At 70.9% G+C, this 26,000-nt stretch carries 19 protein-coding genes; 16 read left to right on the top strand and 3 right to left on the bottom strand.

What is annotated here, in order from left to right; all coding sequences use genetic code 11:
• Positions 1 to 19: 19 nt before the first annotated feature.
• Positions 20 to 2,680 (bottom strand): hypothetical protein, encoded by a 2,661-nt coding sequence (locus C8K30_RS06160; RefSeq protein WP_108492033.1) that lies wholly within the window; start codon positions 2,678 to 2,680, stop codon positions 20 to 22.
• 291 nt (positions 2,681 to 2,971) lie between these two features.
• Here C8K30_RS06160 and C8K30_RS06155 point away from each other — a divergent pair, with 291 nt between their 5' ends.
• The 5 genes from C8K30_RS06155 (at position 2,972) to C8K30_RS06135 (ending at position 9,520) form a co-directional block, all read left to right on the top strand.
• Positions 2,972 to 4,000: a LacI family DNA-binding transcriptional regulator gene (locus tag C8K30_RS06155; RefSeq protein WP_233257018.1), complete on the top strand. Its 1,029-nt coding sequence runs from the start codon at positions 2,972 to 2,974 to the stop codon at positions 3,998 to 4,000.
• Between the two features lie 86 nt (positions 4,001 to 4,086).
• Positions 4,087 to 6,225 carry a glycoside hydrolase family 36 protein gene (locus tag C8K30_RS06150; RefSeq protein WP_158280946.1) on the top strand — a complete coding sequence of 713 codons (2,139 nt, stop codon included), beginning with the start codon at positions 4,087 to 4,089 and terminating at the stop codon, positions 6,223 to 6,225.
• 70 nt (positions 6,226 to 6,295) lie between these two features.
• Positions 6,296 to 7,627 carry an extracellular solute-binding protein gene (locus C8K30_RS06145; protein ID WP_108492030.1) on the top strand — a complete coding sequence of 444 codons (1,332 nt, stop codon included), beginning with the start codon at positions 6,296 to 6,298 and terminating at the stop codon, positions 7,625 to 7,627.
• 64 nt (positions 7,628 to 7,691) lie between these two features.
• Complete coding sequence (locus C8K30_RS06140; RefSeq protein WP_233257017.1) at positions 7,692 to 8,642, top strand: carbohydrate ABC transporter permease; 951 nt, start codon at positions 7,692 to 7,694, stop codon at positions 8,640 to 8,642.
• Positions 8,639 to 9,520, top strand: coding sequence for a carbohydrate ABC transporter permease (locus C8K30_RS06135; protein WP_233257016.1), 882 nt, complete (start codon positions 8,639 to 8,641; stop codon positions 9,518 to 9,520). Before C8K30_RS06140 ends, C8K30_RS06135 begins: the two co-directional genes overlap by 4 nt.
• A 74-nt stretch (positions 9,521 to 9,594) precedes the next feature.
• On the opposite strand, the gene C8K30_RS06130 is transcribed toward C8K30_RS06135, so the two are convergent.
• Complete coding sequence (locus tag C8K30_RS06130) at positions 9,595 to 9,978, bottom strand: universal stress protein (RefSeq protein ID WP_108492029.1); 384 nt, start codon at positions 9,976 to 9,978, stop codon at positions 9,595 to 9,597.
• Positions 9,979 to 10,166: 188 nt separating this feature from the next.
• Between C8K30_RS06130 and C8K30_RS06125 the strand changes: the two genes are divergently transcribed.
• Positions 10,167 to 11,873, top strand: coding sequence for an ATP-binding protein (locus C8K30_RS06125; RefSeq protein ID WP_108492028.1), 1,707 nt, complete (start codon positions 10,167 to 10,169; stop codon positions 11,871 to 11,873).
• A 163-nt stretch (positions 11,874 to 12,036) separates the two neighbouring features.
• On the opposite strand, the gene C8K30_RS06120 is transcribed toward C8K30_RS06125, so the two are convergent.
• Positions 12,037 to 14,379, bottom strand: a complete 2,343-nt coding sequence (locus C8K30_RS06120) for a hypothetical protein (protein WP_146197369.1) — start codon at positions 14,377 to 14,379, stop codon at positions 12,037 to 12,039.
• A 248-nt stretch (positions 14,380 to 14,627) separates the two neighbouring features.
• On the opposite strand from C8K30_RS06120, the gene C8K30_RS06115 reads away from it, so the two are divergent.
• From C8K30_RS06115 to C8K30_RS06075, 10 genes are all read left to right on the top strand, one after another.
• On the top strand, positions 14,628 to 15,749 hold the full coding sequence (locus C8K30_RS06115; RefSeq protein ID WP_108492026.1) for an SPFH domain-containing protein: 1,122 nt from the start codon (positions 14,628 to 14,630) through the stop codon (positions 15,747 to 15,749).
• Positions 15,750 to 15,751: 2 nt separating this feature from the next.
• Positions 15,752 to 16,948, top strand: coding sequence for a hypothetical protein (locus tag C8K30_RS06110; protein WP_233257015.1), 1,197 nt, complete (start codon positions 15,752 to 15,754; stop codon positions 16,946 to 16,948).
• A 64-nt stretch (positions 16,949 to 17,012) separates the two neighbouring features.
• On the top strand, positions 17,013 to 17,435 hold the full coding sequence (locus C8K30_RS06105) for a zf-TFIIB domain-containing protein (protein WP_108492025.1): 423 nt from the start codon (positions 17,013 to 17,015) through the stop codon (positions 17,433 to 17,435).
• Positions 17,436 to 17,685: 250 nt separating this feature from the next.
• Positions 17,686 to 18,528 carry a TIGR03620 family F420-dependent LLM class oxidoreductase gene (locus C8K30_RS06100; protein ID WP_108492024.1) on the top strand — a complete coding sequence of 281 codons (843 nt, stop codon included), beginning with the start codon at positions 17,686 to 17,688 and terminating at the stop codon, positions 18,526 to 18,528.
• 95 nt (positions 18,529 to 18,623) lie between these two features.
• The gene (locus C8K30_RS31600; protein ID WP_255415706.1) at positions 18,624 to 18,752 is read left to right on the top strand and encodes a hypothetical protein; all 129 of its coding nucleotides are present in this window, start codon (positions 18,624 to 18,626) and stop codon (positions 18,750 to 18,752) included.
• Positions 18,749 to 18,841 (top strand): K(+)-transporting ATPase subunit F, encoded by a 93-nt coding sequence (gene kdpF, locus C8K30_RS06095; protein WP_020016455.1) that lies wholly within the window; start codon positions 18,749 to 18,751, stop codon positions 18,839 to 18,841. Before C8K30_RS31600 ends, kdpF begins: the two co-directional genes overlap by 4 nt.
• Positions 18,842 to 18,866: 25 nt before the next feature.
• Positions 18,867 to 20,516: a potassium-transporting ATPase subunit KdpA gene (kdpA, locus tag C8K30_RS06090; RefSeq protein ID WP_108492545.1), complete on the top strand. Its 1,650-nt coding sequence runs from the start codon at positions 18,867 to 18,869 to the stop codon at positions 20,514 to 20,516.
• Positions 20,513 to 22,690: a potassium-transporting ATPase subunit KdpB gene (gene kdpB / locus C8K30_RS06085; protein ID WP_108492023.1), complete on the top strand. Its 2,178-nt coding sequence runs from the start codon at positions 20,513 to 20,515 to the stop codon at positions 22,688 to 22,690. Before kdpA ends, kdpB begins: the two co-directional genes overlap by 4 nt.
• A gap of 34 nt (positions 22,691 to 22,724) precedes the next feature.
• Positions 22,725 to 23,369 (top strand): potassium-transporting ATPase subunit KdpC, encoded by a 645-nt coding sequence (gene kdpC / locus C8K30_RS06080; RefSeq protein ID WP_304590804.1) that lies wholly within the window; start codon positions 22,725 to 22,727, stop codon positions 23,367 to 23,369.
• A 25-nt stretch (positions 23,370 to 23,394) separates the two neighbouring features.
• Positions 23,395 to 25,980 carry a DUF4118 domain-containing protein gene (locus C8K30_RS06075; RefSeq protein ID WP_108492022.1) on the top strand — a complete coding sequence of 862 codons (2,586 nt, stop codon included), beginning with the start codon at positions 23,395 to 23,397 and terminating at the stop codon, positions 25,978 to 25,980.
• The last annotated feature ends 20 nt before the right edge of the window (positions 25,981 to 26,000 follow it).

Genomic DNA, 26,000 nt, shown 5'->3' with positions numbered 1-26,000 from the left:
GGTCAACGCCCTAAAGGCCTCAGCGGGTCCGGGTGGTTGTCGGTGGGGCGACGACGAGCGGGGCGACCGTCACCCTGTCGATGTCGGGTGCCCAGGCCGAGGGGTTCCCGATCCGGATGTCGCCGTTGCTCGTGGTCAGCGTGACGGGCACGGTGCGCTGCCAGAAGCTGGTCCACGAGTAGGTGTAGCGGAAGAACGCGGAGCCGACGGGCGTCGCCTGCGCGCCCTCGGTCACGACGGCCTGGCGGTCGACCACCTGCGGGTTGTAGTCGTGCTCCCCGGCCAGCTCGGCGTTCGCGTAGTGGACGACGAGGTCATAGTCGCCCGGGGTGTCGAACCCGTCGCCGCGGGGGATCGCTATGTGGTTCTCGCTCCCCATGCCGACCCACCCGACGTACTTGCCGCCGGAGGCGTTCGACCCCGAGGCGGGATCGACGCTCGCCAAGGCGGCGTCCCCGCTCAGCGTCAGGTCCTCGGCCTCGAAGGTGGACGCCGCCGCGTCGCCGTCCGGCGCCCGCGTGACGGTCACCGACTTCACGCGGGCCCCTCGCGTCGACCGCAGCTCTAGCTCGTTGATCCCCTCGGTCAGGTGGGCGCGGACCGTGGTGCGGCGGTGGCCGCCGTTCGGGACCTGCACGTTCGCGAGGGAGCGGCCCCCGAGGTCGAGGCGCAGGTCAGAGGCCCCGGCCGTGTGGTACTCCACCGCGACGTCGTAGTAGCCGGTCTCCATCGCGTTGAGGTAGGCGTCGGCCCGCTGGCCCTGGCCGGCGATGCCGCCGAAGCCGCGCGTGCCCGACTGCCAGCCGAGGCCCGCCCCGCCGTAGTAGCGCAAGGTGCTCGCGGGGTACGTGGTCGGCTCGCCGTCGGTGACGTCGGTCAGGACGAACTTGTCCAGCGTGATGTCCGAGCCGGGCAGGACCTGGCTGCCGTCCTGGCTCGCGCGGACGGACAGGACATGGGTCCCCGCGGTGAGCTGCACCGCCACCTCCGTGCTGCCCCGGTACTGCCACCGGGCGGTGTTTGTGAGCGCGAGATCGGCCGTGTACTGGATATTGGTCCGGTGCGCGCCGTCGACGAAGAGGGCGTGCCTGCCGGGTGCGCCGGGCGTCGCGCCGATGATCTGGAACCGATAGGTGCCGGTCCGGGGAACGGTGACGGTCCAGTCGGCCTTGGAGGACGGCTGGTTGAACGACCCGACGTCGTGGCCGCCCGAGGCGAGGAACTTCCAGCCGCCGCCCGCCTGCGGGTCCTGGAAGTAGGTCTGGGCTGCGGTGAGGTCGGTGTCCTCGGCCTCGATGCTGGTCGTCCAGACCGGGTCCACCGTGACCGTCCGGTCCTGCGCCGGCGTGACGACCACCTGGTAGGCGGCGTACCGGTCGTACGTCGGGACCGTGAGGTTCAGCGTGCCGTTCGCCACGAGGGCGCCGTCGACGGCGTGGACGACGCGCGGCGTACCGGCGAGACCCTCGGCGCCGGTGACCGTGACCTCACGGACCTCGACGTCGACGGTGTTGCCGAAGACGGCGGGCGAGAGGCCGCGCAGGTCGAGCCGGACGTCCGAGTCGGTGCCGCCGTAGAGCACCGTCGCGCGGCGGTTGGCCGCGTCGATCGCGCCGATGCCCTGGAGGCTGTCGACGGCGTTCAGCTCGGGCGGTGTCACCCGGACGGTCTGCGACCCCGCCAGGTCGCCGTACCACTTGAACATCCACCAGCCGGCGTTGGCGCCGCCCGGCCGGGCGGTGTTGTCGGAGAGGTTGCCGGCGTAGTTCCAGTAGGCGGTCTGCGCGTCGACCTTGGTGTCCTCGAACATGGAGAGCCACTGGACGAGCTGCCCGGGCACGCCCATGTCGCGCAGCATGCCGTACTCGGTGATGTTGACGTGGATCGGCGAGATGCCCAGCCGCTGCTCGAGCGCGCGGTAGTCGGCGAAGTGCGACCGGTACGTGGCGAGGTTGTTGATGCCCAGCTCGTGCCAGATGAACACGTCCGGCAGGGTGCCGTCGTCCCGCGTGTACGTCAGGAAGTCGGCGGACCGTTCGGGCTGCCAGCGGGTGTCGCCGGGGCCGCCGATGCGCGCGTGCCCGAGGCCGTGGGCCTGCCACACCTCCTGGATCTTCGCGTGGACCGCCGACCAGTCGCCGAGGAACTGGTCGCGCTGGGTCGCCCAGTTCGGGTACCAGTTCCCGCCGTCCGGCTCGTTGAACGGGATGAACAGGTAGTCCTCGGGGTGGTCGGACTGGGTGGCCACGGCCTCGGTCACGAACTCCACGATCTCGAGGTAGTCCCAGACACCGTTCGGCGTCTCGGTGTACTCGCCGGTGGCCAGGTCGTAGGTGCGGGTGTCACCCGGGCGCTTCCCGCCGTTGTAGGCCCAGTCGGGGTAGTAGTCCTGGATGTAGATCGCCAGCTCCTCGCCGTGCTTGGCGAAGAACCCGTCCTCGATCCGCAGCGCGTCGCCGCTCGGGTGCTGGGTGCCGTACGGGGCGCGCTGGGACGAGTTGGTGATGTGGGCGCCGTTGACGAGCGCCGACGTCGGGACGCCGATGTCGCCGAACCCGTAGAGCGTGCCGGTCGCGCCGCCCCGGAACGCTCCGGTAGTGGTCCCGAAGTCCACCGTGAGGCTCTCGGGGTCGGCCGCGGCCGGCTGCGCGACCGTCAGGGTCGCAGCTACAAGGGTCATCACCGCGACACCGCTCCATCCTTGTCGACCGGTCCATCCTCGCCGACGGCGGGGCCGTCGCTCGAATCGGATCTGATCTGCGCTATCAGGAATGTTCACCTGTGTTCCACTCCTTCGTGGATCTGGACCATCGGTTGATCCTCCCTGCCGCCCGGCGTCGCAACGCCGCTGGGCCGGAGGAGGGCGGCGGTCGCGTCGAAGGCGCGGCGCCCGGGAACATGAAAGCGTCAATCATCCGGCTTGGCAAGGGCGGCCCCCGTGACCGACGCGGTTTGCACGTAACCTGGCCTCGTGGAACCTGATCGCCCGATGAAGCCGCCTGTCATCGCCGACGTCGCGCGCGTCGCCGGCGTCTCCGTCCCGACCGTCTCGCGCGTGCTCAGCGGCTCGGTGCCGGTCGGCCCTGAGCGCCGGGCCCGCGTCATGGCCGCGATCAAGGAGCTGGGGTTCCGGCCGAACGGTGCCGCGCGGGCGCTGGCGACCGGCGGCCAGCCGATGATCGCGGTGTTCGCGGGCAACACGACGCGGTACGGCTACGCCTCGACCCTCCAGGGCATCGAGGAGGCCGCGCGCCAGGCCGGCTACATGGTGGTCATCTCGGTCGTCGAGACCGACGACAAGCGCACCGTCGACGCGGCGATCGACCACGCGCTCGGCCAGCCGATGGCCGGCGCGATAGTCCTCGAGTACGACCCGCCGGGTGTGGCCGCGCTCGCGGCGATCCCGCCGTGGCTGCCCGTCGTCGCGGCGGCCTCGGGCCGGCCGGCCGACGAGCAGGTAGCGCACGCGTTCATGGACGACCGGTTCGCCGCCGCCCGCGCGACCAAGCATCTGCTGGAGATCGGCCACCGCACGGTGCACCACGTGGCGATCCCGTCGCCCGGCCGTCCGAGCGCCCGCATGCTGGGCTGGCGCGACGCACTCACCGAGGCGGGCGCGCCCGTCCCGGAGGTGCTCTACGCCGACTGGGCGCCGGACTCCGGCTACGACGCGGGCACGCGGCTCGCACTCTCGCCCGACGTGACGGCGGTGCTGTGCGGCAACGACGAGCTCGCCATGGGCCTGGCCAAGGGGCTGGCCGACGCGGGCAAGAGCGTCCCCGAGGCGGTCAGCGTCATCGGCTTCGACGACCATCCGCTCAGCCACCTGTGGACGCCGCCCCTGACGACCGTGCGGCAGGACTTCGTCCGGCTGGGGCAGAAGGCGTTCCAGCTGCTCAACGCGCAGATCGACAGCGGGACGGTCCCCGCGTCCGTGCGGTTCGTCCCCGACCTGATCCTCAGGTCGTCGGCGGCGCCGCGCGCCGCCCAGCCCGCCTGAAAGCGGTTGCGCCCCCGTAGGGCCCTGAATAACTGCCTGCCGGATGCGGTCTTGCGCTCCGTTCTGATATGCGCTTTCATGGCGTCGTGCAAGGAAGCCAGCCGACGACGGCGAACCACCGCTCCGCAGTGACGCGAGCAGTCCTCTGGACCCGGGACGAGGTCGAGCTCGCGCTCGTCCTGCCCGACGACGCCCCGGCCGGCCTGGCCACGAGCGGCGGCGCGGGAACACCGACGCAGCCCCTCGTGGAGATCCTCGCGGTCGGGCAGGGCCGGGCCAGCGGCAACACCCGCAACACGGCGACGGCGATCGGCGCGCGCCTGCGCGTGCTGGGTCACGACGTGACGTCGGAAGACGGCTGGACCGTCGTCCGGGTCTTCCAGGGCGACGCCGTCACCGGGCTGCACGTGACCTCGCACCTCCGGGTCCGCGAGGGTGGCAGCTCGCTCCAGTCGTGGACGTCCGTCCGCAACGACGGCTCCGCGCCGGTCGTGCTCCAGGCGGTGTCGTCCCTGATGATCGGCCACCCGGTCGGCACCGTCCCGGTCGCCGACACGCTCTCGCTGGAGGGCCACGGCGAGTGGGTCGGCGAGAACCGCTGGGCCTGGACGCGGCTCTCGGGCCAGGACGGGCTCGTCGGGCTCGACCTGCCCGCGCACCAGCACCAGGACGCGCGCGGCGCCCGCACCCTGGTCAGCACCGGCTCGTGGTCGTCGGGGCGGCACAACCCGTCCGGCGTCGTCCTGGCCGATGGCGGCTCTGCGGCGGCCGACGGCGGCCCCGCGCTGGCCTGGCAGGTCGAGCACAACGGCGCGTGGCGTGCCGAGCTCGGCGTCCGCCTCGATTCGAGCGACTCCGAAGTGCTCGTCCTGGGCCTGCTCGGCCCCACCGACGACGACCACGCCTGGACCCGCGTCCTCGGGGCCGGCGAGTCGTTCGACTCGGTCCGGGTCTCCCTCGCGGCGGCGTCGGGGTGGCAGGAGTCGCTGGCGGAGCTGACCCGGCACCGCCGGGCGCTGCGCCGCAACCCGCGCCGGCCCGCCGTCGTCTTCAACGACTACATGAACACGCTCATGGGGGACCCGACCACTGCCAAGCTCCTGCCGCTGGTCGACGCCGCGGCCCGGACCGGGGCCGAGTACTTCTGCATAGACGCCGGGTGGTACGACGACGGCGGCGACTGGTGGGACTCCGTCGGCCTCTGGGAGCCGTCGGTCTCGCGGTTCCCCGACGGCGGCCTGCGGCGGGTCGTCGACGCGATCCGCGCGGGCGGCATGGTGCCCGGCCTCTGGCTCGAGCCCGAGGTGGTGGGCGTGCGCAGCCCCCTGGCGGAGAGCCTGCCGGACGAGGCGTTCCTGCAGCGCCACGGCGTGCGGATCACCGAGCACGGCAGGCACCTGCTCGACCTGCGGCACCGCGATGTCGTCAAGCACCTGGACGAGGTGGTCGACCGCCTGGTCGAGGACTTCGGCGTCGGCTACTTCAAGCTCGATTACAACGTCACGCCCGGCGCGGGCACCGACCTGGGCGCCGACAGCCCGGGCGACGGCCTGCTCCAGCAGAACCGGGCGCACCTCGACTGGATCGACGGCGTCCTGGAGCGGCACCCCGACCTGGTGATCGAGAACTGCGCGTCAGGCGCCATGCGCGCCGACTACGCGCTGCTCTCCCGGCTCGACCTGCAGTCGACGTCGGACCAGCAGAACCCGCTGCTCTACCCGCCGATCGCCGCCGGCGCCCTGGTCGGGATCCTGCCCGAGCAGGCGGCGAACTGGGCCTACCCCCAGCCCGACATGACCGACGAGCAGATCGTCTTCACCATGAGCACGGGGCTCGCCGGCCGGCTCTACCTCTCCGGCAAGCTGCACGACATGACGCCCGAGCAGGCGGCGCTCGTCACGAGCGGGGTCGACCTGGCGAAGCGGTGGACGTCACGGCTGGTCGGCTCCGTCCCGTTCTGGCCGGTGGGCTTGCCGGCCTGGAGCGCGCCGCTCGTGGCCTCCGGCCTGCGGGACGCCGACGAGTCGCTCGTCGCCGTCTGGTGGCGCGGGACCGAGGCCACGACCCTCGACCTCGACCTTCCCGCGGGAGCGGTCGACATCGCGTATGGGCCGCCCGACGACGGGTGGCACGTCACGCGCGACGCGGACGGCCCCGTCCGTGTCCGCATCCCCGCCGGCCCGCAGGCCCGCGTCCTCAGAGTCCGGCACGCCGGCCTCGCCTGACCATCGGGGCCGCAGGACGGCCCCGCACGACCCGCAGTCGGCGAAGACTGCGTCCATCCAAGGAGTCGATATGAAGAGGTATCTGACCATCACGGCAGCGGCTGTCGCCGTCGGCCTCCTCGCGACCGGGTGCAGCGACCCGACCGCGGGCCCGGGCGGCGACGACGGCACCGGCTCGGCCACCGGGTCGACGGAGTGGCCCGCGCAGGACACGGACCTGACCGGGACCACGCTCACGATCTGGGCCGCGCAGAACTCCAACACCGCGCCCGACGCCGTCATCGCCGGGTTCGAGGAGCTGACCGGGGCGAAGGTGGACGTCGTCACGATCCCCGACCCGTACGAGCAGGGCGTGCAGACCAAGGTCGCCACCGGGGACAAGCCCGACCTGGCGTTCTGGCAGCCGACCGGCTCGATGCTGACCGCGCTCAACGCCCCGACCAACCTGCAGCCGCTCGACGGCGCGCCGTGGGTCGACTCGTACAGCGAGGGGCTCGCCGACATCACCGGCATCCTGGACGACACCCGCTACGCGGCCCTGATCACCAGCCCCGCGGTCGAGGGCGTGTACTACAACAAGGAGGTGTTCGCCGAGCACGGGATCACCGAGACGCCCACCGACTGGGACAGCTTCGTCGAGACCGCCCGCACCCTGAAGTCCGACGGCGAGACGCCGTTCTTCGAGATGGCCGGTGACCGCTGGGCCACGCAGTGGTGGGTCCAGGTCCAGCTCGCCGACGCCGCCAAGGACGGCCTGTGGGACCGCGTGAACACCGGCGAGGAGAAGTTCACCGACCCGACGATCCTCGGGGCCATCGAGACCTACCAGGGCCTGATCGACGACGGCCTCTTCAACGAGGACATCAAGACCGCGACGTTCGAGGACCAGGCGGACGCCCTGCTCGCCGGGGACGCCGCCATGGCGGTCCAGGTGAACTCGTTCTTCGGCCAGCTCCAGGCCAAGGTGGACTCCGACGAGCTCAACGAGAAGATCGGCTTCTTCCCGATCTCGCCCACCGGGAACGTCGGCACGTTCATCCCCGACCAGTCGAACGCGCTCGTCGCGTTCAAGACCGGCGACGCCGACCAGGAAGCCGCGGCGCGCCAGCTGCTCGCCTACTGGCTCGGTGACGGGTACGCCGACTTCGTGGCGGACCGCGACACGATCTCGCTGCAGGACAACGTCCCGACGCCGGACTCCGTGCCGCAGGCGCTCCTCGACGTGCACGCGTCCCTCGGCGAGTCCGTCGGCTCCATGCAGGCGCTCGCCGTGGCGAACCCCGACCTGTACATCTACCTGGCCGACATGATCCAGGGCACGACCACGCCCGAAGAGGTCGCGCAGCAGACCCAGGACCAGTTCGCCCAGCTCGCCCGCGCCCAGGGCATCGAAGGCTTCTGACCCAGACCCACCGGGTGCCGGGCCGTCGCGAGGCGGCCCGGCACCCACCGTCCGAGGACTGATCGTGACCGCACAGACCACCGCCATCTCGCCGATGCCGCCGACGCGACCCTCCACGTCGCGCCGGGCGACGGCACGTACCAACCAGGGCCATCGCGCCAACCACCCGGCCAGCTTCCTCATCCCGGCCTTCGCGGTCCTCGGCGTGTTCTTCTTCCTGCCGACGATCTTCAACTTCGTCTACGCGCTCACCGACTGGTCGAGCTTCAAGAGCGAGATCCGGTTCGTCGGGCTGCAGAACTTCCAGGACCTGATCTCGAGCGGCACCCTCCTGTCGTCCCTGCGGATCACCCTGGTCTACGCGGTCCTCGTGGCGATCTTCCAGAACCTCTTCGGGCTGCTGCTCGCGCTCCTCCTCGAACGCGATACCAGGATCAACCGCTTCGCCCGGGTCATGTTCTTCATCCCGGTGGTCATGTCCGCCCTCGCCGCCGGCTACGTGTTCCAGGCGATCCTCAAGCCGGACGGCGCGGCCAACGCGATCATCGGCGCCGTGGTCGGGCACCCGGTCACCATCCCCTGGCTGGGGGACACCACGTGGACGCTGGTGGTGGTCGCGCTGATCCACTCCTGGAAGTGGATGGGCCTGTCCATGCTCATCTACCTCGCGGGCCTGAAGACCATCAGCGAGGACGTGCTCGAAGCCGCCCGGCTGGACGGCGCCTCGGCGTGGAAGACCTTCCGCGACATCCGGTTCCCGCTCCTCGCGCCCGCGCTGACCTTCAACGTCGCGACCGCCCTGCTCGGCTCCATGAACGGGTTCGACATCGTCCAGGCGACGACCGGCGGCGGTCCGGCGCGCACCACCGAGCTGCTCAACATCTTCGTCTTCCGCACGTTCGGGCAGGGGCTGTTCGCGCAGGCCACGACCATGAGCCTCGTGCTCTTTGTCGTAGTGGTGGCCCTCGCGTTCCCCGTCATCCGGACCCTGCGCAAGCGAGAGGAAGTCCTGTGAACGCCACGACCCCCATATCGAGCCCCGGCCGGCGTCGCGCCGTGCGTCCCGGAGGGCGGGACGGCGTCTGGCGGCGCGTCCAGCCGGCCGTGGCGATCCTCGCCGTCGCCCTGCTCATCGGCATGCCGCTGTGGATCGTCGTGGTCACCGCGGGCAAGACCCAGGGCGAGGCCCTCAACCCCGACCTGTCCCTGCCCACTACCTGGCAGTACGCCGAGAACTTCGCGGCGGTCTGGGAGCAGGGCCGGGTGCCCGCGGCGTTCTTCGGGAGCCTGCTGGTCATGGTCCCGGCCGTCATCGGGGTGCTCGCGCTCGGGTCGCTCGCCTCGTGGGTGCTCGCGCGCCGCAGCTCGCGGCTCATGGCGGTGCTCTACGCACTGGCCATCAGCGGCATCGTGCTGCCGCCCGCCGTCGTGACCGTGGTGCTCCTGCTGCGCCAGCTCGGCCTGGCGGGCACGGCCATCGGGATGATCGGCGTCTACATGGGCATGTACATGTCGACGGTGATCTTCTTCGTCACCGGGTTCATCCGCACCATCCCGATCGAGCTCGAGGAGGCCGCTCGGGTCGACGGCGCCGGCCCGCTGCGCGTGTTCGGCAGGATCATCCTGCCGCTGCTCGCCCCCGTGCTGTCGACGGCGACGATCCTGATCTGCCTGTACGTGTGGAACGACGTCTTCTACGCGTTCTTCGTGGTCGGCGGGCGGCTGGACACCCTGCCGCTGAACCTGTTCCAGGTCGCCAGCGCCGGGCTGTACCTCGACAACTGGCACCTGATCTTCGCCTACGTGGTGCTCATGAGCCTGCCGCTGCTGGTCGTCTTTGTCGTCGCCCAGCGCAAGATCATCTCCGGGATCACGTCCGGGGCGGTCAAGTAGGTCTTCGTTGTGGGCGCGACCGTTGCGACTACGTGCCTGCTTTAGGCACAACGGTCGCGCCCACAACCAAGGACTCAGACGTAGCCGGCCTTGACGACCAGGACCGGGGCAGGGGAGTCGAGCAGCACCCGCTGCGTCGTCGACCCGACGAGGAACTTGCCGACCGTGGAGTGCTTGCGCGAGCCGATCACGACGAGGTCCGCGGAGACGGCCTCGGCCCGGTCGACTATCGCGTCGGCGACGTCGGCCTGCTCGGCGCGGAAGGCGATGGGCGCGATGGCTACCGTGGCGGGGACGACGTCGAGCAGGTGGGCGAGCGACGCGGGGACCTTGGTGTCCGCCTGCGGCGTGAGCACAAGGACGGCCAGCCCCTGCCGGCGCCGCACCGCCTCGGCGACTGCGGCGCGCATCGCGGCCTCACCCTGGGGTGACTCGTTGTACGCCACGAGGACGGTCATCGGTCCTTGCACCTCCGGACAGGTTCGCCGGGCTGTCACCCTGCCGGTGAAACTCTCTCACATGTCCGCTGGTCCGGCAGTCGTCGGCCACCAGGTCTCGCGTCAGGACGCGAGTTGTTCGCGGATGACGGCCTAGATCAAATTGACAAACTGACACACCAGATCGGCAAATATTGTATATTTGACAGGTGGAGAGTGTCAGTTTGAGCGTCGCGGACGTCGTCGACCTGCTACGGGCCGAGGGGAGCGATGTCAGTGACATCGAAGCGAAGGCTGCGCGCCGAGGCTATCCCCAGGACCTCGCGCCGACGCTCTCGGCGTTCGGGAACATGCCTGGTGGCGGCGTGGTTGTGCTGGGACTCGACGAGCGGGCCGGATTCGAGGCTGTCGGTGTCTACGATGCCGCGGATGCGCAGAGCCGCCTCGCGGCACAGGCACGCCAGGCAGTCGCTCCCCCGCTCCGGGTGTCGTTCGTGACCGACGTCGTCGAGGGAAGCACCGTCGTCCTCGCCCGCGTGCGAGAGCTGCCAACGACGGACAAGCCCTGTGAGGTCACCGCCACAGGGCATGCCTACCTACGTTCCTACGACGGCGACTATCCCCTCTCCGACCTTGAGCGCCAGGGCTTCGTGGCGAACCGCGGCGTGGCCCGCCACGACCAGGCAGCTGCTGACGGAGCGGCGCGGAGTGACCTGGATGACGTTCTGGTCGCCACGTACATCGCGAACTGCCGGGCGAGGTCGCCGCGTCTCGCCGCGATGCCGGACGACGACATCTTGCGGCACACCCGAGTCGTGACGCGCGACGGCATACCGACCCTCGCGGGCCTCTACGCGCTTGCAACATACCCGCAGACGCAGTACCCGACGCTGTCGATCACGGCGAGCGTCGCGCCCCGTCCCAACGACCCGGCGGGAACGCGCAGTGCCGACGTCGCCCACTTCGACGGGCCACTGCCTGAGCTGCTCGATCAGGCCGTCGCGTGGGTTCGGCGCAACACCAGGACCCGAGTGCGGTTCGGAGCCGACGGACACGGACGGGACGAGCCGGAGTACCCGGCAGAAGCAGTGCGTGAACTCGTCGCCAATGCACTCGTCCACCGCGACCTCGGTCCGCACGCCCTGAGCACCCGCGTCGCGATGACACTGCGGCACGACCGCCTCGTCATCGCGAACCCAGGAGGTCTCCATGGGCTCACTGTCGAACAGCTCGGCGCCGGGACCGGTGGTAGTGCTCGCAACCAGAGCCTTTATGACATCTGCAAGGACGTCCGCACACCCGATGGACGCCGGGTGATCGAAGGCATCGGGTCGGGGATCGCCACCGTCCGGCAGTCGCTGAACGAAGCTGGGATGACACCGCCCCACTTCGTCGACGCCGGTGTCAGGTTCACCGCGATCGTGCCCGACCACGCGCTGCTCGACCAGGACGACCTCGCATGGCTAGCCACACTTCCCGGAGCCCGCGGGCTGACCGATACGCAGCGGCACGTCCTGGCACTGATGCGGCACGGTGTGTCGTGGACGAACCGTTCGCTTCGCGACAGATTCCCGATGGACTCCACGCAGGCTCGCTCGCTCTTGACAGACCTCGTGGAACGCCAGCTCGCAGAACCGCTCGGAGACGGACGCGGACGGGCGTACCGGCTGGGGCCGGCAGCGGACCAGGGTTCGCGCGAAGTGAAGCCCGCAGACCACACGAAAAACAGCCAGGTGATCCTCAGCCTCCTTGCCGACGGCCCGCTCGGCGTCAAGGCGCTTGCCGATGCCAGCGGGCTGTCAGAGCGCCAGGTGCGCTACGCCGTCGCCCGGCTCCGCGACACAGGGGCGGTCGAGCTGCTTGGTGGAACTGGCCGGGCGGGCACGGTGTACCGGCGGACGGACCAGACCGGCTGACGGTCGTCTCGCCGCGCCCTTGCGGACCACCAGCAGAGCAGGGGCGCGAAGGAGGGCCGGTCACCGCCACGCTACCCGTGGCGGTGACCGACACATTGCGGAGGATCGCTAGGTCGTCAGGTAGTCGGGACTTCGGATTACCGACTACCTGACAGTCAGCCGATCACTCCGTGCGGCCCGGCGCTCCGTCCGCGCGGCGGGCCAGCCTCGAGCGCAGCACGATCAGAGCCGAGCCCGTCACCAGCAGTGCGAGCGCCGTCCAGATCGGCCAGCCGCCGGAGAACCCGGTCGCGGCCAGCTCGCCGTCGTCCGGACGGCCGGCGTCCGGGGTGGGCTCGGCGTCGTCGGGCTTGCTGTCGTCGGGCTTGTCACTACCGGGACCGTCGTTGTCGGGATCGTCGGTGCCGGGACCATCGCCGGGCGTCGTCGGGGTCGGGGTCGGTGTGGGTTCCGGGGCCTCCGGTTCCGGCTCCGGCAGCGTTCCGCCGCCGAGCCACGCCGTGCCGGCGTCGGCTTCCGGGTCGACGTCGCGGTCCGCCACCGCCTCGAACTTCGCGCTCTCCACGCTCTGCGGCAGGGTCGGGTGCTCCCGCTCGAACTGCGCCTCGGGCATCGGGTCGCGCGGGGCGTCGGGGAGCGCGATCCCGCCGGTGACGTCCTGGTAGTAGTCCATACCGCCGTGTTCGTACTCGTAGCGGAACTGCACGGTCTGCCGCGCCTCGAGGAACTCGTCGTACACGGACTGCGGGTCCCAGCCCTCCCGCACCGGCCACTGCGACACGTCGCCGCTGTCGATGATGTCGTGGAACGCCCCCGGCCGGACGGCGTCTCGCTCCCGGAGCCACTCCGCCGCGATCCGCGCGGTGTAGACGCGGCGCAGGTCGGCGTACTCGGGGGCGGTGTTCACGGCCTCCTCGACCAGCGGGGTCATGCTCTCGATGAGCCGCTGGAGGTTCCGGTCCGCGACATCCTCGGACACCAGGTCCTCGCAGGTGGCGGTGCCGGGCGGTGCCCCGTCGACGTCGAACGGCTCCATCTGGACCCGCAGCGGCGCGTCCAGGATGTACAGCTGGTCGCCGTCCTCACGGGCCGACGCCGGCAGCGGCTCGACCCACATGCGCCACGAGCTCCAGCAGAGCTCACCGTTGGGGCCGGGCTCGAGCGACTCGAAGAACTCCGCTCCCGACTCGGTCTCCGGGTTCATGTTGTCGTAGAGGCTGCTCTTGAGCTCGAAGTCCGACTCGAGCAGGACGCGCCCCGCCTCGGTGGTCGCGAACTGCTCGTCGATGATCGTGTCGGGCTGGTCGGGGTTGAGATTCACCCAGAACTGGCGCCGGTCGAGGGCGAGCCAGGTGAACAGCGCGTCCGACGACAGGTCGAGCACCGCCTCGCCGCCGTACGACGGCTCCGCGCCCTCGGGCATCTCGGTGGCCGAGAAGGCGTAGTCGAACTCCTGCGAGGCCGGGTCGTCCGAGACGTACCGCAGCTCCAGGGACCGCCAGTCGATGCCGCCGAACCGGAAGTTCGACTGGAACCCGCGCGGGGAGGAGTTCGTCAGCTGGTTGCTGGCGGTGCGCATGTTCGCGGCGTTGGCTGCGCTGGTGCCCGAGTTGCGTGCCATGTTGTTCACGGCACCGCCGCTCGCACGCCAGCTGCACCTCGCCCGCTTGTTGCAGTCCGGGTTGAACGGCCCGTTGCCGGGCGGGGGCGGGTTGGTCTGTACCCCGGTCGACCGCTGCACGGAGTAGGTCGCGCCGGAGGCCCGGACCTGCTGCGCCGTGTTCGTGCTCGGCGTGGTGCTGAACACGTGGTGCGCCCGGTAGCCGACGCGGGTCAGGTCCTTGTACGACTTGAGCTGGGCCCTCGAGATCGTGTTTCCAGGAGAGACGTTGACGAACTGTCGCGTCCGGTTGTTGACCGCACTCGTGGTCCGGCCGTTCTGCAGTTTGGTGTCCCGGCACAGCCATTCGGCGGTGTCCATCGGGTGGAAGGCCGAGAGCGCCGCCCGCTCGTAGGCCAGGCCTCGGCTCTGGTCACGGTTGACGCCCCCGTAGAGCCCCTTCCACTGATCCCAAGACAGATGGGGGCCCTCCCCAGCGAGATGAGTCTTGTACTCCCAGTCGAGGCGCTTCCTGGTGTCCATCGGCTCGGCGGCCCACTCGTCGGGGGCCCGGTCCAGATACTCCCTGGTCGGTTCCACATAGGAGTCGAGGATCGCGTCGAGCTCGGCCTCGTAGTCGTAGTTCTCGCCGTCGGTCTCGACGGGCGGGGCCCCCTCCTCGGGGAACTCCTCGTAGATGTACTCCTCGGACTGTTCGACGAGCTCCGAGCAGAGCTCCGTGTGCGAGTGCGCCCGCGCGTCCGGTAGATCGAGTACCGGTACAAGCACCGCCCCGCCGACGGCGGCGGTCACGCCGACGGCGACGATGCGGAGCAGGGGCCTTCCAGGACGTTTCCACCAGTGGTGGCGTACCGGCTCGGGATCTCGGGTCTCGGGCAGGTTCACTTCGGTCTTCCCCCTCGTGGTCGCGGACGGCGTGCCGGCTCGGGCAGCGCCGAGAGCAGATCGCCGTGACGCTAGTGCCCGGCCGATGCGGCGGACCAGGTATTGCAGCAGGACGCAATAGTGCGACCCGCTCGGGCGGGGGTGACGTTGACCTGCGGAAAGGCTGCTTTTCTTCCCCGTGTCGTACACGGCTTGTAAAGTCCGAGTGCCCGCAGCGTCCGGGCGGGAAACAGACGAGGGAGCGCGGCATGGGCCTGCTGGACAAGATCAAGGGCGAGCTGGTCGACATCGTCGAATGGCTCGACGACACGCGGGACACGATCGTGTGGCGGTTCCCCCGCTACGAGAACGAGATCAAGATGGGCGCGCGGCTCGTGGTGCGCGAGTCCCAGACCGCCGTCTTCGTCAACGAAGGCCAGATCGCCGACGTGTTCGAGCCCGGCACGTACACGCTCGAGACCCAGAACCTGCCCGTGCTGTCGACGCTCAAGGGCTGGAAGCACGGCTTCCACTCGCCGTTCAAGGCCGAGGTGTACTTCGTCAGCACCCGCCAGTTCACCGACATGAAGTGGGGCACCAAGAACCCCGTCATGATGCGGGACCCGGAGCTCGGCATGGTGCGGGTGCGTGCCTTCGGCGCGTACTCGGTCCGGGTCACCGACCCGCAGAAGCTGCTGCGCGAGCTGGTCGGCACGGACCCGCAGTTCCGCACCGACGAGGTGCACGAGTACCTGCGCCAGAACGTGGTGAGCCACTTCGCGAGCGTGCTCGCCTCGGCCGGCATCCCCGTCGTCGAGCTCGCCGCCCACCACGGTGACCTCGGCGACCAGCTCGCGGCCAGGCTCACCGACGAGCTGGCGGAGCTGGGCATCTCCGTGCCCAACTTCGTCATCGAGAACATCTCGCTGCCGCCCGAGGTCGAGGAGGCACTCGACAAGCGCACTTCCATGGGCATCGTCTCGTCCGGAACCGTGGGCAGCATGGCCGCCTTCCAGCAGTTCCAGGCCGGCCAGGCGATGGAGGCGGCGGCCGACGGCGGCGGCAGCGCCGGCGCCGTGATCGGCATGGGGCTCGGGCAGTCGGTGGGCAACGCGATAGTTCCGCCCGCCCAGCCCGCGCCGGCGGCGCCGTCCGCGCCCGCGCCGACGTCGGGCCCGCCGCCCCTGCCCGGGTGGTACCTGGGCAACGGCGGCTCACAGAGCGGCCCGTTCGACGACGCCGCGCTCGCCGGCCAGGTAGCGGCAGGCACCCTCACGCCCGCCACGCTCATCTGGCGCGCCGGGATGGCCGGCTGGGAGCCGGCGTCGTCCGTGCCCGACGTCGCGAAGCACCTCGGCGCGACACCGCCGCCGCTCCCGCCGCAGGCCTGAGCATGGCCGAGCTCATCGACGGTGGCACTACCGCCCACCACGCCTACCCGTGCGAGCAGTGCGGGGCCAGCGTCGAGTTCGCGGCCGGGACCGGGACGCTGACCTGCCCGTACTGCGGGCACGCGCAGCAGGTCGACGTCGGCACCCGGGAGGTGCGCGAGCACGACTTCGCGACGCTGGCCGCGACGCAGCGGCCCGTCGCACCGGCCACGCAGGACTACCGGTGCGGCAAGTGCGGCGCCGTCACGACCAGCGACCACCTGTCACAGAAGTGCGGGTTCTGCGGGTCGCCGATGGTCGCCGAGGTGGAGACCCTCGGGCTGGTCGAGCCGGAGGCCGTGCTCCCCTTCGAGGTCGACAGGGCATCCATGCAGAGTGCCCTGCAGAAGTGGGTGCGCTCGCGGTGGTTCGCGCCGTCGGCCCTGAAGAAGGTGGTGTCCGCCGAGCAGGCGCACGGCGTCTACCTGCCGCACTGGACCTTCGACGCACGGACGCGCTCCGACTACGTCGGGCAGCGGGGCGAGCACTACTGGGTCACCGAGACATACACCACCACCGACTCCGAGGGCCGGAGCCAGACCCACACCCGGCAGGTGCAGAAGACCCGGTGGTACCACGCGTCGGGCACGGTGGCACGGGACTTCGACGACGTGCTCGTCGCCGGGACCGGGCGGGTCATGCCCGAGCACTTGGCGAAGCTCAGCCCGTGGCCGCTGGACAAGGCGCTGTCGTACCAGCCCGACTATCTCGCCGGCTACGAGACCCTGCGGTACGACGTCGAGCCCGAGGCCGGGCTGGACGTGGCCAAGCAGGAGATGGCGCCGGTCATCGAGAACGACTGCGAGCGGGACATCGGCGGCGACGTGCAACGCGTGCACCAGGTAAGCACCGGTTACGCCGACGTGACGTACAAGCTCCTGCTGCTGCCGGTGTGGATCGCCACCTACCTGTACGGCGGCAAGCCGTTCCAGGTGCTGGTCAACGCGCGCACTGCCGAGGTGGTGGGGCAGCGGCCGTGGTCGGCCTGGAAGATCGTGCTCACCGTCCTCGCGGGGCTGCTCCTGATCGGCGCGATCGTATGGGCGGTTGTGGCGGCGCAGGGCGGCTGGACGGTGAGTGTCGTCAACTCGGATCTTGCGCTCAGCGGACATCCAGCGACCCGTGAGAGCGTGGGGCTCTACGCGGATCCGGGGTTGTAGGAACCGCACTACCGGCCCGTCCGTTGGTTGACCAGCAGACGACGACCGCAAGGAGACCATCCCGATGCTGTGCCCAATCGACCAGACCACGCTCGTCATGTCCGAGCGCAAGGGGATCGAGATCGACTACTGCCCCACGTGCCGTGGCGTGTGGCTCGACCGTGGTGAGCTCGACAAGGTCATCGACCGTTCGGTCGAGAACGAGATCGCCGCAGAGAACCGGCCGACGACGCCGTCCGCCCCCGCCGTTCCCGTCGCGCCGCCGGTGCCGAACCCCGTGCAGGCGGGTCCGGCGTACGGCTCGCCGCAGCCGGCCTACGACCCGCGGTACGACGACCGCCGTCGCGACGACGACCGCCGCTATGACCGTGACCGCCGGTACGACGACGACCGCCGGTACGACTCGTACAGCGGCGACCGCCGGCACGACCCGCGGTACAAGAAGAAGCGCAAGGAGTCGTTCCTCGAGGACCTCTTCGACTTCTGAGGTCGGCACTCTCGTGTGACGTCGGCAGCTTGCATCGAGGTCGGTCCAGTGCTGGGCCGACCTCGATGCAAGCTGCCGACTCCGTTGTGCAGACCGTCGAACGTTCAGGCGGCTGCCGACCTCGACGGGCAAGCCGCCGACCGCGCAGTGGCGAGCCCGCCGCGCTTGACCTCAAGTGCGCTTGAGGTCTTAGCGTCCAGCGCAGACAGGACGTGCGGACCAGGTCCGCGATCTGCGACGGGAGCTGCTGATGAGCGAGTTCGAGCTGGGGCCGCTGGGCCTTGTCCTCAATGTGGCGGAGGACCGTGCCCACATCGAGCAGGCCGCCGAGGCCGAACGGCTGGGCTTCTCCACGCTATGGCTGCCCGGCGGCCAGCTGGAGTCGTTGGAGCCGCTGGTCGAGCTGCTGCGCGCCACGGAGAAGGTAGCGGTCGCCCCAGGGATCATCGCGCTGGACGTCCACGGTGTCGCGGACGTCGTCCGCCTCGTCGACCTGCTGGACGACGGCGAGGCAGAGCGGCTGGTCGCGGGCTTCGGCGCGTCCCAGCGGGCGGCTCGGCCGCTCGCTGGAATGCGGGAGTTCCTGGACGAGCTCGATGCCGCGGAGGTGTTGCTGCCGGCCGGGCGCCGGCTGATCGCAGCGCTCGGCCCCCGCAAGCTGGAGCTCGCGCGGGAGCGCGCGGCGGGCGCCATCATGATGCTGGTGACGCCCGGCCACACGGCATGGGCCCGGGAGCTTCTCGGCCCGGACGCGACGCTGGTCGTGCACCAGCTGGTGGTCCTGGACACCGACGCCGAACGCGCGCGGCAGACCGTGCGCGGACCGCTGGGCTTCCTGCTGAGCATCGGCGGCTACGCGGCGAACGCGCGCCGGATGGGCTTCGGCGACGACGACATCGCCGGCCTGACCGACAACCTCGTCGACGCGATCGCGACCACCGGCGACGTGGAGGCGATAGTCGCCGGGGTACGGGCACACCTGGATGCCGGAGCCGATCACGTGGCGCTGTCCGTGCTCTCCGACGGCAACCAGCCCGGACCGATCGAGGTGGCCCGCGCCGTCGCGGCCGCCGACCCGACCCTGGCGAGGTAGACGGGCATCAGAGGGACGTCAGGGTCCTCGAAGCCCGCGTCAACATTCCGTCAAGGACCGCTTCTACGGGTCGCGCACCGGCGTAGACCAGTGGCATGACCGATCTGGCCTTCATCCTCCTGACCGTGGTGTTCTTCGCCGCGGTGGCCGTGGTGGCGCGTCGCGCCGCAACGCACGAGCCCGCCACGCGCGACTCCGTCGACCCTCAGGGGAGGCGGAGATGAACCCGTTCGACGCCGTGGGCCTGGTGCTTACCCTCGCCGGCCTCGTATACCTCTTCGTCGCGCTGATCCGCGCCGACCGGACGCGGTGATCACACCGTGAACACCGCAGTCCTCATGGCAGTGGCGCAGATCCTCGTCCTGGTCGCCGCCCTCGCCGCCGTGCACGCGCCGCTCGGCGCGTACATGGCGCGCACCTTCACCAGCCCCAAGCACCTGCGGGTCGAGCGCCTCTGGTACCGCGCGGTCCGCGTGGATCCGGACGCCGAGCAGCGCTGGACCACCTACCTGATGTCCCTGCTGGGTTTCTCGCTCGTCTCCGTCCTCTTCCTCTACGGGATGCTGCGCCTGCAGGCGTACCTGCCGCTGAGCCTCGGCTTCACCGGGTTCGACCCGGCCGGCGCCTGGAACACCGCGGTCAGCTTCACCACGAACACCAACTGGCAGTGGTACTCGGGCGAGGCGGCCGCTGGCCACCTGGTGCAGATGGCCGGGCTGGCCGTGCAGAACTTCGTCTCGGCGGCCGTGGGCCTGGCTGTCGCGATCGCCCTGGTGCGCGGCTTCGCCCGCTCCGGGACCGACGCCCGCATCGGCAACTTCTGGTCCGACCTGACCCGCGGCGTGATCCGCATCCTGCTGCCCCTGTCCGTGGTAGCGGCGATCGTGCTCATCGCCGGCGGCGTGATCCAGAACCTCGACCCGCACACCGCGCTCACCACTGTCGAGGGCGCCACGCAGCACGCGCTCGGCGGCCCGATCGCCTCCCAGGAGGCCATCAAGGAGCTCGGCACCAACGGTGGCGGCCCGTTCAACGCGAACTCCGCGCACCCGTTCGAGAACCCGACACCGTTCACGAACATCGTCGAGATCTTCCTGCTGCTGCTCATCCCGTTCACGCTGCCCCGCACGTTCGGCATCATGGTCGGCGACAAGCGCCAGGGCTGGGCGATCCTGGGCGTGATGGCCGGCCTGTTCGCCGTGTCGGTAGCGCTCGCCACCTGGGCCGAGCTGGCCGGGCCGGGCGCGGCGCCCCAGGCGGCGGGCGCCGCCATGGAGGGCAAGGAGACCCGGTTCGGGCTCGCCGGCAGCGCCCTGTTCGCGGCCGCGACGACGGCGACGTCGACAGGCGCGGTGAACTCCATGCACGACTCGTTCACGGCGCCGGGCGGAGGTGTCGTCCTGTTCAACATGCTGCTGGGCGAGGTCTCGCCGGGCGGGGTGGGCGCAGGGCTGTACGGCATGCTCGTCCTGGCCGTGGTCGCGGTGTTCATCGCGGGCCTCATGGTGGGCCGCACGCCCGAGTACCTGGGCAAGAAGATCGGCCGGCAGGAGATGACGCTGGTCGCGCTGTACGTGCTGACGGTGCCCGCGCTGATCCTGGTGGGCACGTCGATCGCCGTCGTCGTCGAGCCGGGCCTCGTGGGTATCCAGGAGTCGGGTCCGCACGGCCTGTCCGAGGTGCTGTACGCGTACGCGTCGGCGGCCAACAACAACGGCTCGGCGTTCGGCGGCCTGACCACCGGCACCCCGTTCTACGAGGTGACGCAGGGCCTGGCGATGCTCGCCGGGCGGTTCATCCCGATCGCCCTCGTGCTGGCCCTCGCCGGCCGGCTGGCGAGCCAGAAGTCGGTGCCCGCGACCGTTGGCACCCTGCCGACGCACCAGCCGCTGTTCGTGGGCCTGGTGGGCGCCGTGGCGCTCGTCGTCGTCGGGCTCACCTTCATCCCCGTACTTTCCCTCGGTCCCATCGTGGAGTCCCTGTCATGACCATCGACACCCGGAACATCCCGGACGTCCCCACTCACGAGCCTGCGCCCGGCGGCGGGATCCAGCACCACTCGAAGCGCGCGGCGCCCCGGGCCCTGACCTGGGCGCAGCTGCGTTCCGCGTTCCCGGGTGCGTTGCGCAAGCTCGACCCGCGCTTGCTGTACACCTCGCCCGTGATGTTCGTCGTCGAGGTGGGCGCGTTCGTGACGACCGTGCTGGCGATCATCGAGCCGGGCGTGTTCGCCTGGTGGATAGCGGTGTGGCTGTGGGCCACGGTGCTCTTCGCGACCCTCGCGGAGTCCGTGGCGGAGTCCCGCGGCAAGGCGCAGGCCTCCACCCTGCGCGCCACGCAGAAGCAGACGACGGCGCGCAAGGTCAGCGTTCCCCAGGACACCCTGGACACGGGCACGCGGCTCGACCTGCTGCCGACGGTCGAGGTGCCGTCCTCGACGCTGCAGGTGGGCGACGTCGTAGTGGTCATCGCCGGGGAGACCATCCCCGGTGACGGCGACGTCATCGAGGGCGTCGCGTCCGTTGACGAGTCGGCGATCACCGGCGAGTCGGCGCCCGTCATCCGGGAGTCGGGTGGCGACCGCAGCGCCGTCACGGGCGGCACGGTGGTGCTGTCCGACCAGATCGTCGTGCGCATCACGGCGCCCGCCGGGTCCACGTTCGTGGACCGGATGATCGCCCTGGTCGAGGGCAGCGAGCGGCAGAAGACGCCGAACGAGATCGCGCTGAACATCCTGCTCACGTCGCTGACCATCGTCTTCCTCCTGGCGGTCGCCACGCTGCAGCCGTTCGCGATCTACTCCGGCTCGCGGCAGTCGCTGCTGGTCCTGGTGGCGCTGCTGGTCTGCCTGATCCCGACCACCATCGGTGCGCTGCTCAGCGCGATCGGCATCGCAGGTATGGACCGGCTGGTGCAGCGCAACGTGCTGGCGATGTCCGGCCGCGCGGTCGAGGCGGCGGGCGACGTCGACGTGCTGCTGCTCGACAAGACCGGCACCATCACCTACGGCAACCGGCGTGCCACCCAGGTGCTGCCGGTGAGCAGGGTGACGCCGCAGGAGCTCGCCGTGGCGGCGCGCCTCGCATCGCTGGCCGACGAGACCCCGGAGGGGCGCAGCATCGTCGAGCTCGTGGACGGCAAGTACGGCCCGGGCGACGAGCTGCCGCTGGACGCCGAGCTGGTGCCGTTCACGGCGCAGACCCGCATGTCGGGCGTGGACCTGCCGCTCACTGACGGCGCCGGCCACACCGAGATGCACCGCATCCGCAAGGGTGCGGGCAGCGCGATCCAGCGCTGGGTGCACAGCACGGGTGCGCAGGTCTCCGCCAAGGAGGCCCAGGACCTGGAGAAGCACGTCGACGCGGTCTCCCGGGCGGGCGGCACGCCGCTCGTCGTCGCGGAGCAGGTGGGCGAGGCGCCGGCGCGGGTGCTCGGCGTCGTCCGCCTGAAGGACGTGGTCAAGGAGGGCATGCGCGAGCGGTTCGACGAGCTGCGCGCCATGGGCATCCGGTCCGTCATGGTCACGGGCGACAACGCCGTGACCGCACGGGCGATCGCGGCCGAGGCGGGGGTGGACGACGTCCTGGCGGAGGCCACGCCCGAGGACAAACTCGACCTGATCCGCCGCGAGCAGGAGGGCGGCAAGCTGGTCGCGATGGCCGGTGACGGCACGAACGACGCCCCGGCGCTCGCCCAGTCCGACGTCGGCGTCGCGATGAACACCGGGACGTCCGCCGCCAAGGAGGCGGGCAACATGGTGGACCTCGACTCCGATCCCACCAAGCTCATCGAGATCGTGGAGATCGGCAAGCAGCTGCTCATCACGCGCGGTGCGCTGACCACGTTCTCCGTGGCGAACGACGTCGCGAAGTACTTCGCGATCCTGCCCGCGATGTTCGTGACGGTGTTCCCGCAGCTCGACGTGCTGAACATCATGCGGCTGGCGAGCCCCGGCTCGGCGATCCTGTCGGCCGTCATCTTCAACGCGCTGATCATCCTGGCCCTGATCCCGCTGTCGCTGCGCGGCGTGCGGTACCGGCCGGCGTCGGCGTCGTCGCTGCTGACGCGCAACCTGTTGATCTACGGCCTCGGCGGGCTGGTGGCGCCGTTCATCGGCATCAAGCTCATCGACCTCGTCGTCTCGCTGCTCCCGGGCCTGTAACCCGGCCCTCGCATCGGCTGAGAAAGGAACTGACATGGCAACGACAACAGTGGCGAGCGACCTCGCGACGCTGACCCGCCACTCGATGGCCGGGCTGCGCATGCTGCTCGCCTTCACCCTCGTGACGGGGCTGGCCTACCCGCTCGCGATGACCGCCGTCGGGCAGGTGGCCTTCCCCTGGCAGGCCAACGGCTCGCTCGTCCAGGCCGACGGCGCCCGCACCACCTCGCGCTCCGATGCGGTGGGCTCCGCGCTCATCGCCCAGGGCTTCACGGGCGAGGAGTACTTCCACCCGCGGCCGTCGGCAGCGGGCGACGGGTACGACACGCTGGCCTCCGCCGGGTCGAACCTGGGGCCCCTCAACCCCGACCTGGTGGCGACGATCGAGGAGCGCAAGGCCGCGGTCGCCGAGGAGGAGGGTGTGGACCCCGCCGACGTGCCGGCTGACGCCGTCACGGCGTCGGGCTCGGGCCTGGACCCGCAGATCAGCCCTGAGTACGCGGCCATCCAGGTGGCGCGGGTCGCCAAGGCGCGCGGCCTGTCCGACGCCGACGTGGAGGCCCTCGTGGCGGAGCACACCGCCGGGCGCGACCTGGGCGTGCTGGGCGAGCCGCGGGTGAACGTCCTGGAGCTCAACCTGGCCCTCGATGCCGCGGACAGTGGTGCGGCGACCGAGTAGCGCGGAAATGCCGCAGACTGAAGACATGACCACCGGACGCCGGGGCCGCCTCACCGTCTACCTGGGGGCGGCCCCGGGCGTGGGCAAGACCTACGGCATGCTCGACGAGGCGCACCGGCGCCGCGCGCGGGGAACCGACGTCGTGATCGGTCTCGTGGAGACGCACGGCCGGGCCGCGACGATCGACCGGATCGGCGATCTCGAGATGCTCCAGCGGCGGCTCGTCGAGCACCGCGGGACCACGCTCACCGAGCTCGACGTCCAGGCCGTGCTGCGGCGCGCGCCCGAGGTGGCGCTCGTGGACGAGCTCGCGCACACCAACGCCCCGGGATCGGAGCACCCGAAGCGCTGGCAGGACGTGCACGACCTGCTGGACGCGGGTATCGACGTGGTGACCACGGTCAACGTGCAGCACCTCGCGTCGCTGACGGACGACGTCGAGGCCATCACCGGCGTCCGGCAGCGTGAGACGGTGCCCGACAAGGTGGTGCGCGAGGCGGACCAGATCCAGCTCGTGGACCTCTCCCCGGAGCAGCTGCGGCGCCGGCTCGCGCACGGCAACGTCTACCGGGCGGAGCAGATCGACGCCTCGATGTCGTCGTTCTTCCGCGTCGGGAACCTGACGGCGCTGCGCGAGCTCGCCCTGCTGTGGCTCGCCGACCGCGTCGACGACGCCCTGACCAGGTACCGCGCCGACCACGCGATCGGCGGCACGTGGCCCGCCCGCGAGCGCATAGTGGTGGCCGTCACCGGCGGTCCGGAGACGGAGACGCTGCTGCGCCGGGCCTCGCGCATCGCCCAGCGGGCCGCAGGCACCGAGCTGCTCGCGGTGCACGTGCTGCCCACCGACGGGCTGCCGTCGACGCCGTCGGCCACCATCGCAGCCCACCGCGCGCTCGCCGAGTCGCTCGGCGGCGTGTTCCACACTGTGGTGGGCGAGGACGTGCCGACCGCCGTCGTGGACTTCGCGCACGGGGTCAACGCGACGATGATCGTGGTGGGCGTGTCCCGGCACCCCGTGTGGCGGCAGGCGCTTCTCGGCTCGTCGAGCGCGGAGATCGCGCGGCTGTCCGGCACTATCGACGTGCACCTGGTGACACACGAGCAGGCGCGTGGCGGCGTTGGTGTGCGCTCGCGGTACTCGTCGCTGTCACCAGCCCGCCGGGCGGCGGGCTGGGGGTCGTCCCTGGTGGTACCCGCGGTCCTGACGACCGGTCTGCTGCTGATCGGCAGGGGCGACGTGGCTTTGGCCACGGACGCCATGCTGCTCCTGGCGGGCGTGGTCGGGGTGGCGCTGATCGGCGGGCTGTGGCCCGCGGTCGTGGCCGCGATCGTGTCCAACCTGTGCCTCAACTACTTCTTCGCGCCGCCGGTGGGCCGCCTGACGATCGCCGAGGCGGAGAACGTGTTCGCCCTGGCCGTGTTCGTGGTGGTCGCCGTCGCCGTCGCCTCGGTGGTCGACCTTGCGGCGCGGCGCACGACCCAGGCCTACCGGGCGCGCGCGGAGGCGTCCACGCTGGCCGCGCTGTCCCGCTCCGTGCTGTCGGGGCAGGACACGGCGCAGGCGATCGTGCAGCGACTTGCGCAGACCTTCGCGATGGCCGAGGTGCGCATCGAGGAGCGGGACGACGACCGCTCGCCGTGGACCGTGGTGGCGCACGAGAGATGGGTTACCGAACCGGGATCCGGGGCGGGGTCGGGCGCCACACCGGCCGGCTCGGGAGAGGGCGTCACCGAGGTGGCGATCGACGACCTGCATCGGCTCGTCCTCGTCGGCCGGGTGCTCCCGGCGAGCGACCGGCAGGTGGTCGAGGCGTTCGGGGCGCAGGCCGGCATCGTGCTGGAGCACCGGCGGCTGCGTGAGCAGGCCGCGCAGGCCGAGGTGCTGGAGCGGACCGAGAGCACCAGGACCGCGCTGCTCGCCGCCGTCTCGCACGACCTGCGGACGCCGCTCGCGGTGATCCGCACGGCCGTGGACGGCCTCGGCTCACCCGACGTCGAGCTCGACCGGGAGGACCGAGACGTCCTCACGGCCACGATCGCCGACTCGACCTACCGGCTGGAGCGGCTCATCGGCAACCTCCTGGACCTGTCCCGCCTGCAGACCGGCGCGGTGCGGCCGACCCTGCGTGCCGCGTCCCTGGAGGAGGTGGTGCCGATCGCCGTCGAGCCGTGGCTGTCCGACCTCGCGCTGGACGTACCGGAGGACCTGCCGCTCGTGCACACCGATCCCGGCCTGTTCGAGCGGGTCGTGGCGAACGTGGTCTCCAACGCGGTGCGGCACTCCCCGCCCGGCGCGAAGGTGCTGTTCACGGCGTCCGCCGTGCGGGACTCGGTGGAGCTCCGCGTCGCCGATACCGGCCCCGGCGTGCCCGACGACCGCAAGGCCACCATGTTCGAGCCGTTCCAGCGGCTCGACGACACCAGCACAGGAGGCCTGGGCCTCGGCCTGGCCGTGGCGTCGGGGCTCGCGACCGCCGTCGGCGCGCGGATCGCGGCCGAGGACACTCCCGGAGGGGGCCTGACGATGGTGCTGACGGTGCCGCGCGAACGGGTTGCTGAGGACGCGGCCCCCGATGATGTGGTCCCCGATGATGTGGTCGCCGAGTGATGTGGTTTCGAGCGATGGGG

The organism is Promicromonospora sp. AC04, assembly GCF_003058225.1.
Classification (GTDB): Bacteria; Actinomycetota; Actinomycetes; order Actinomycetales; family Cellulomonadaceae; genus Promicromonospora.
Note: the sequence above shows the minus strand (reverse complement) of the source record. Positions and strands in the feature narration are given on the sequence as shown.

What these genes read in the sequence shown, in the direction of transcription:
- C8K30_RS06160 (WP_108492033.1), bottom strand. Translation starts at nt 2,680, where the DNA reads ATGACCCTTGTAGCTGCGACCCTGACGGTCGCGCAGCCGGCCGCGGCC.
- C8K30_RS06145 (WP_108492030.1), top strand. Translation starts at nt 6,296, where the DNA reads ATGAAGAGGTATCTGACCATCACGGCAGCGGCTGTCGCCGTCGGCCTC.
- C8K30_RS06130 (WP_108492029.1), bottom strand. Translation starts at nt 9,978, where the DNA reads ATGACCGTCCTCGTGGCGTACAACGAGTCACCCCAGGGTGAGGCCGCG.
- C8K30_RS06115 (WP_108492026.1), top strand. Translation starts at nt 14,628, where the DNA reads ATGGGCCTGCTGGACAAGATCAAGGGCGAGCTGGTCGACATCGTCGAA.
- C8K30_RS06110 (WP_233257015.1), top strand. Translation starts at nt 15,752, where the DNA reads ATGGCCGAGCTCATCGACGGTGGCACTACCGCCCACCACGCCTACCCG.
- C8K30_RS06105 (WP_108492025.1), top strand. Translation starts at nt 17,013, where the DNA reads ATGCTGTGCCCAATCGACCAGACCACGCTCGTCATGTCCGAGCGCAAG.
- C8K30_RS06100 (WP_108492024.1), top strand. Translation starts at nt 17,686, where the DNA reads ATGAGCGAGTTCGAGCTGGGGCCGCTGGGCCTTGTCCTCAATGTGGCG.
- C8K30_RS31600 (WP_255415706.1), top strand. Translation starts at nt 18,624, where the DNA reads ATGACCGATCTGGCCTTCATCCTCCTGACCGTGGTGTTCTTCGCCGCG.
- kdpF (WP_020016455.1), top strand. Translation starts at nt 18,749, where the DNA reads ATGAACCCGTTCGACGCCGTGGGCCTGGTGCTTACCCTCGCCGGCCTC.
- kdpA (WP_108492545.1), top strand. Translation starts at nt 18,867, where the DNA reads ATGGCAGTGGCGCAGATCCTCGTCCTGGTCGCCGCCCTCGCCGCCGTG.
- kdpB (WP_108492023.1), top strand. Translation starts at nt 20,513, where the DNA reads ATGACCATCGACACCCGGAACATCCCGGACGTCCCCACTCACGAGCCT.
- kdpC (WP_304590804.1), top strand. Translation starts at nt 22,725, where the DNA reads ATGGCAACGACAACAGTGGCGAGCGACCTCGCGACGCTGACCCGCCAC.
- C8K30_RS06075 (WP_108492022.1), top strand. Translation starts at nt 23,395, where the DNA reads ATGACCACCGGACGCCGGGGCCGCCTCACCGTCTACCTGGGGGCGGCC.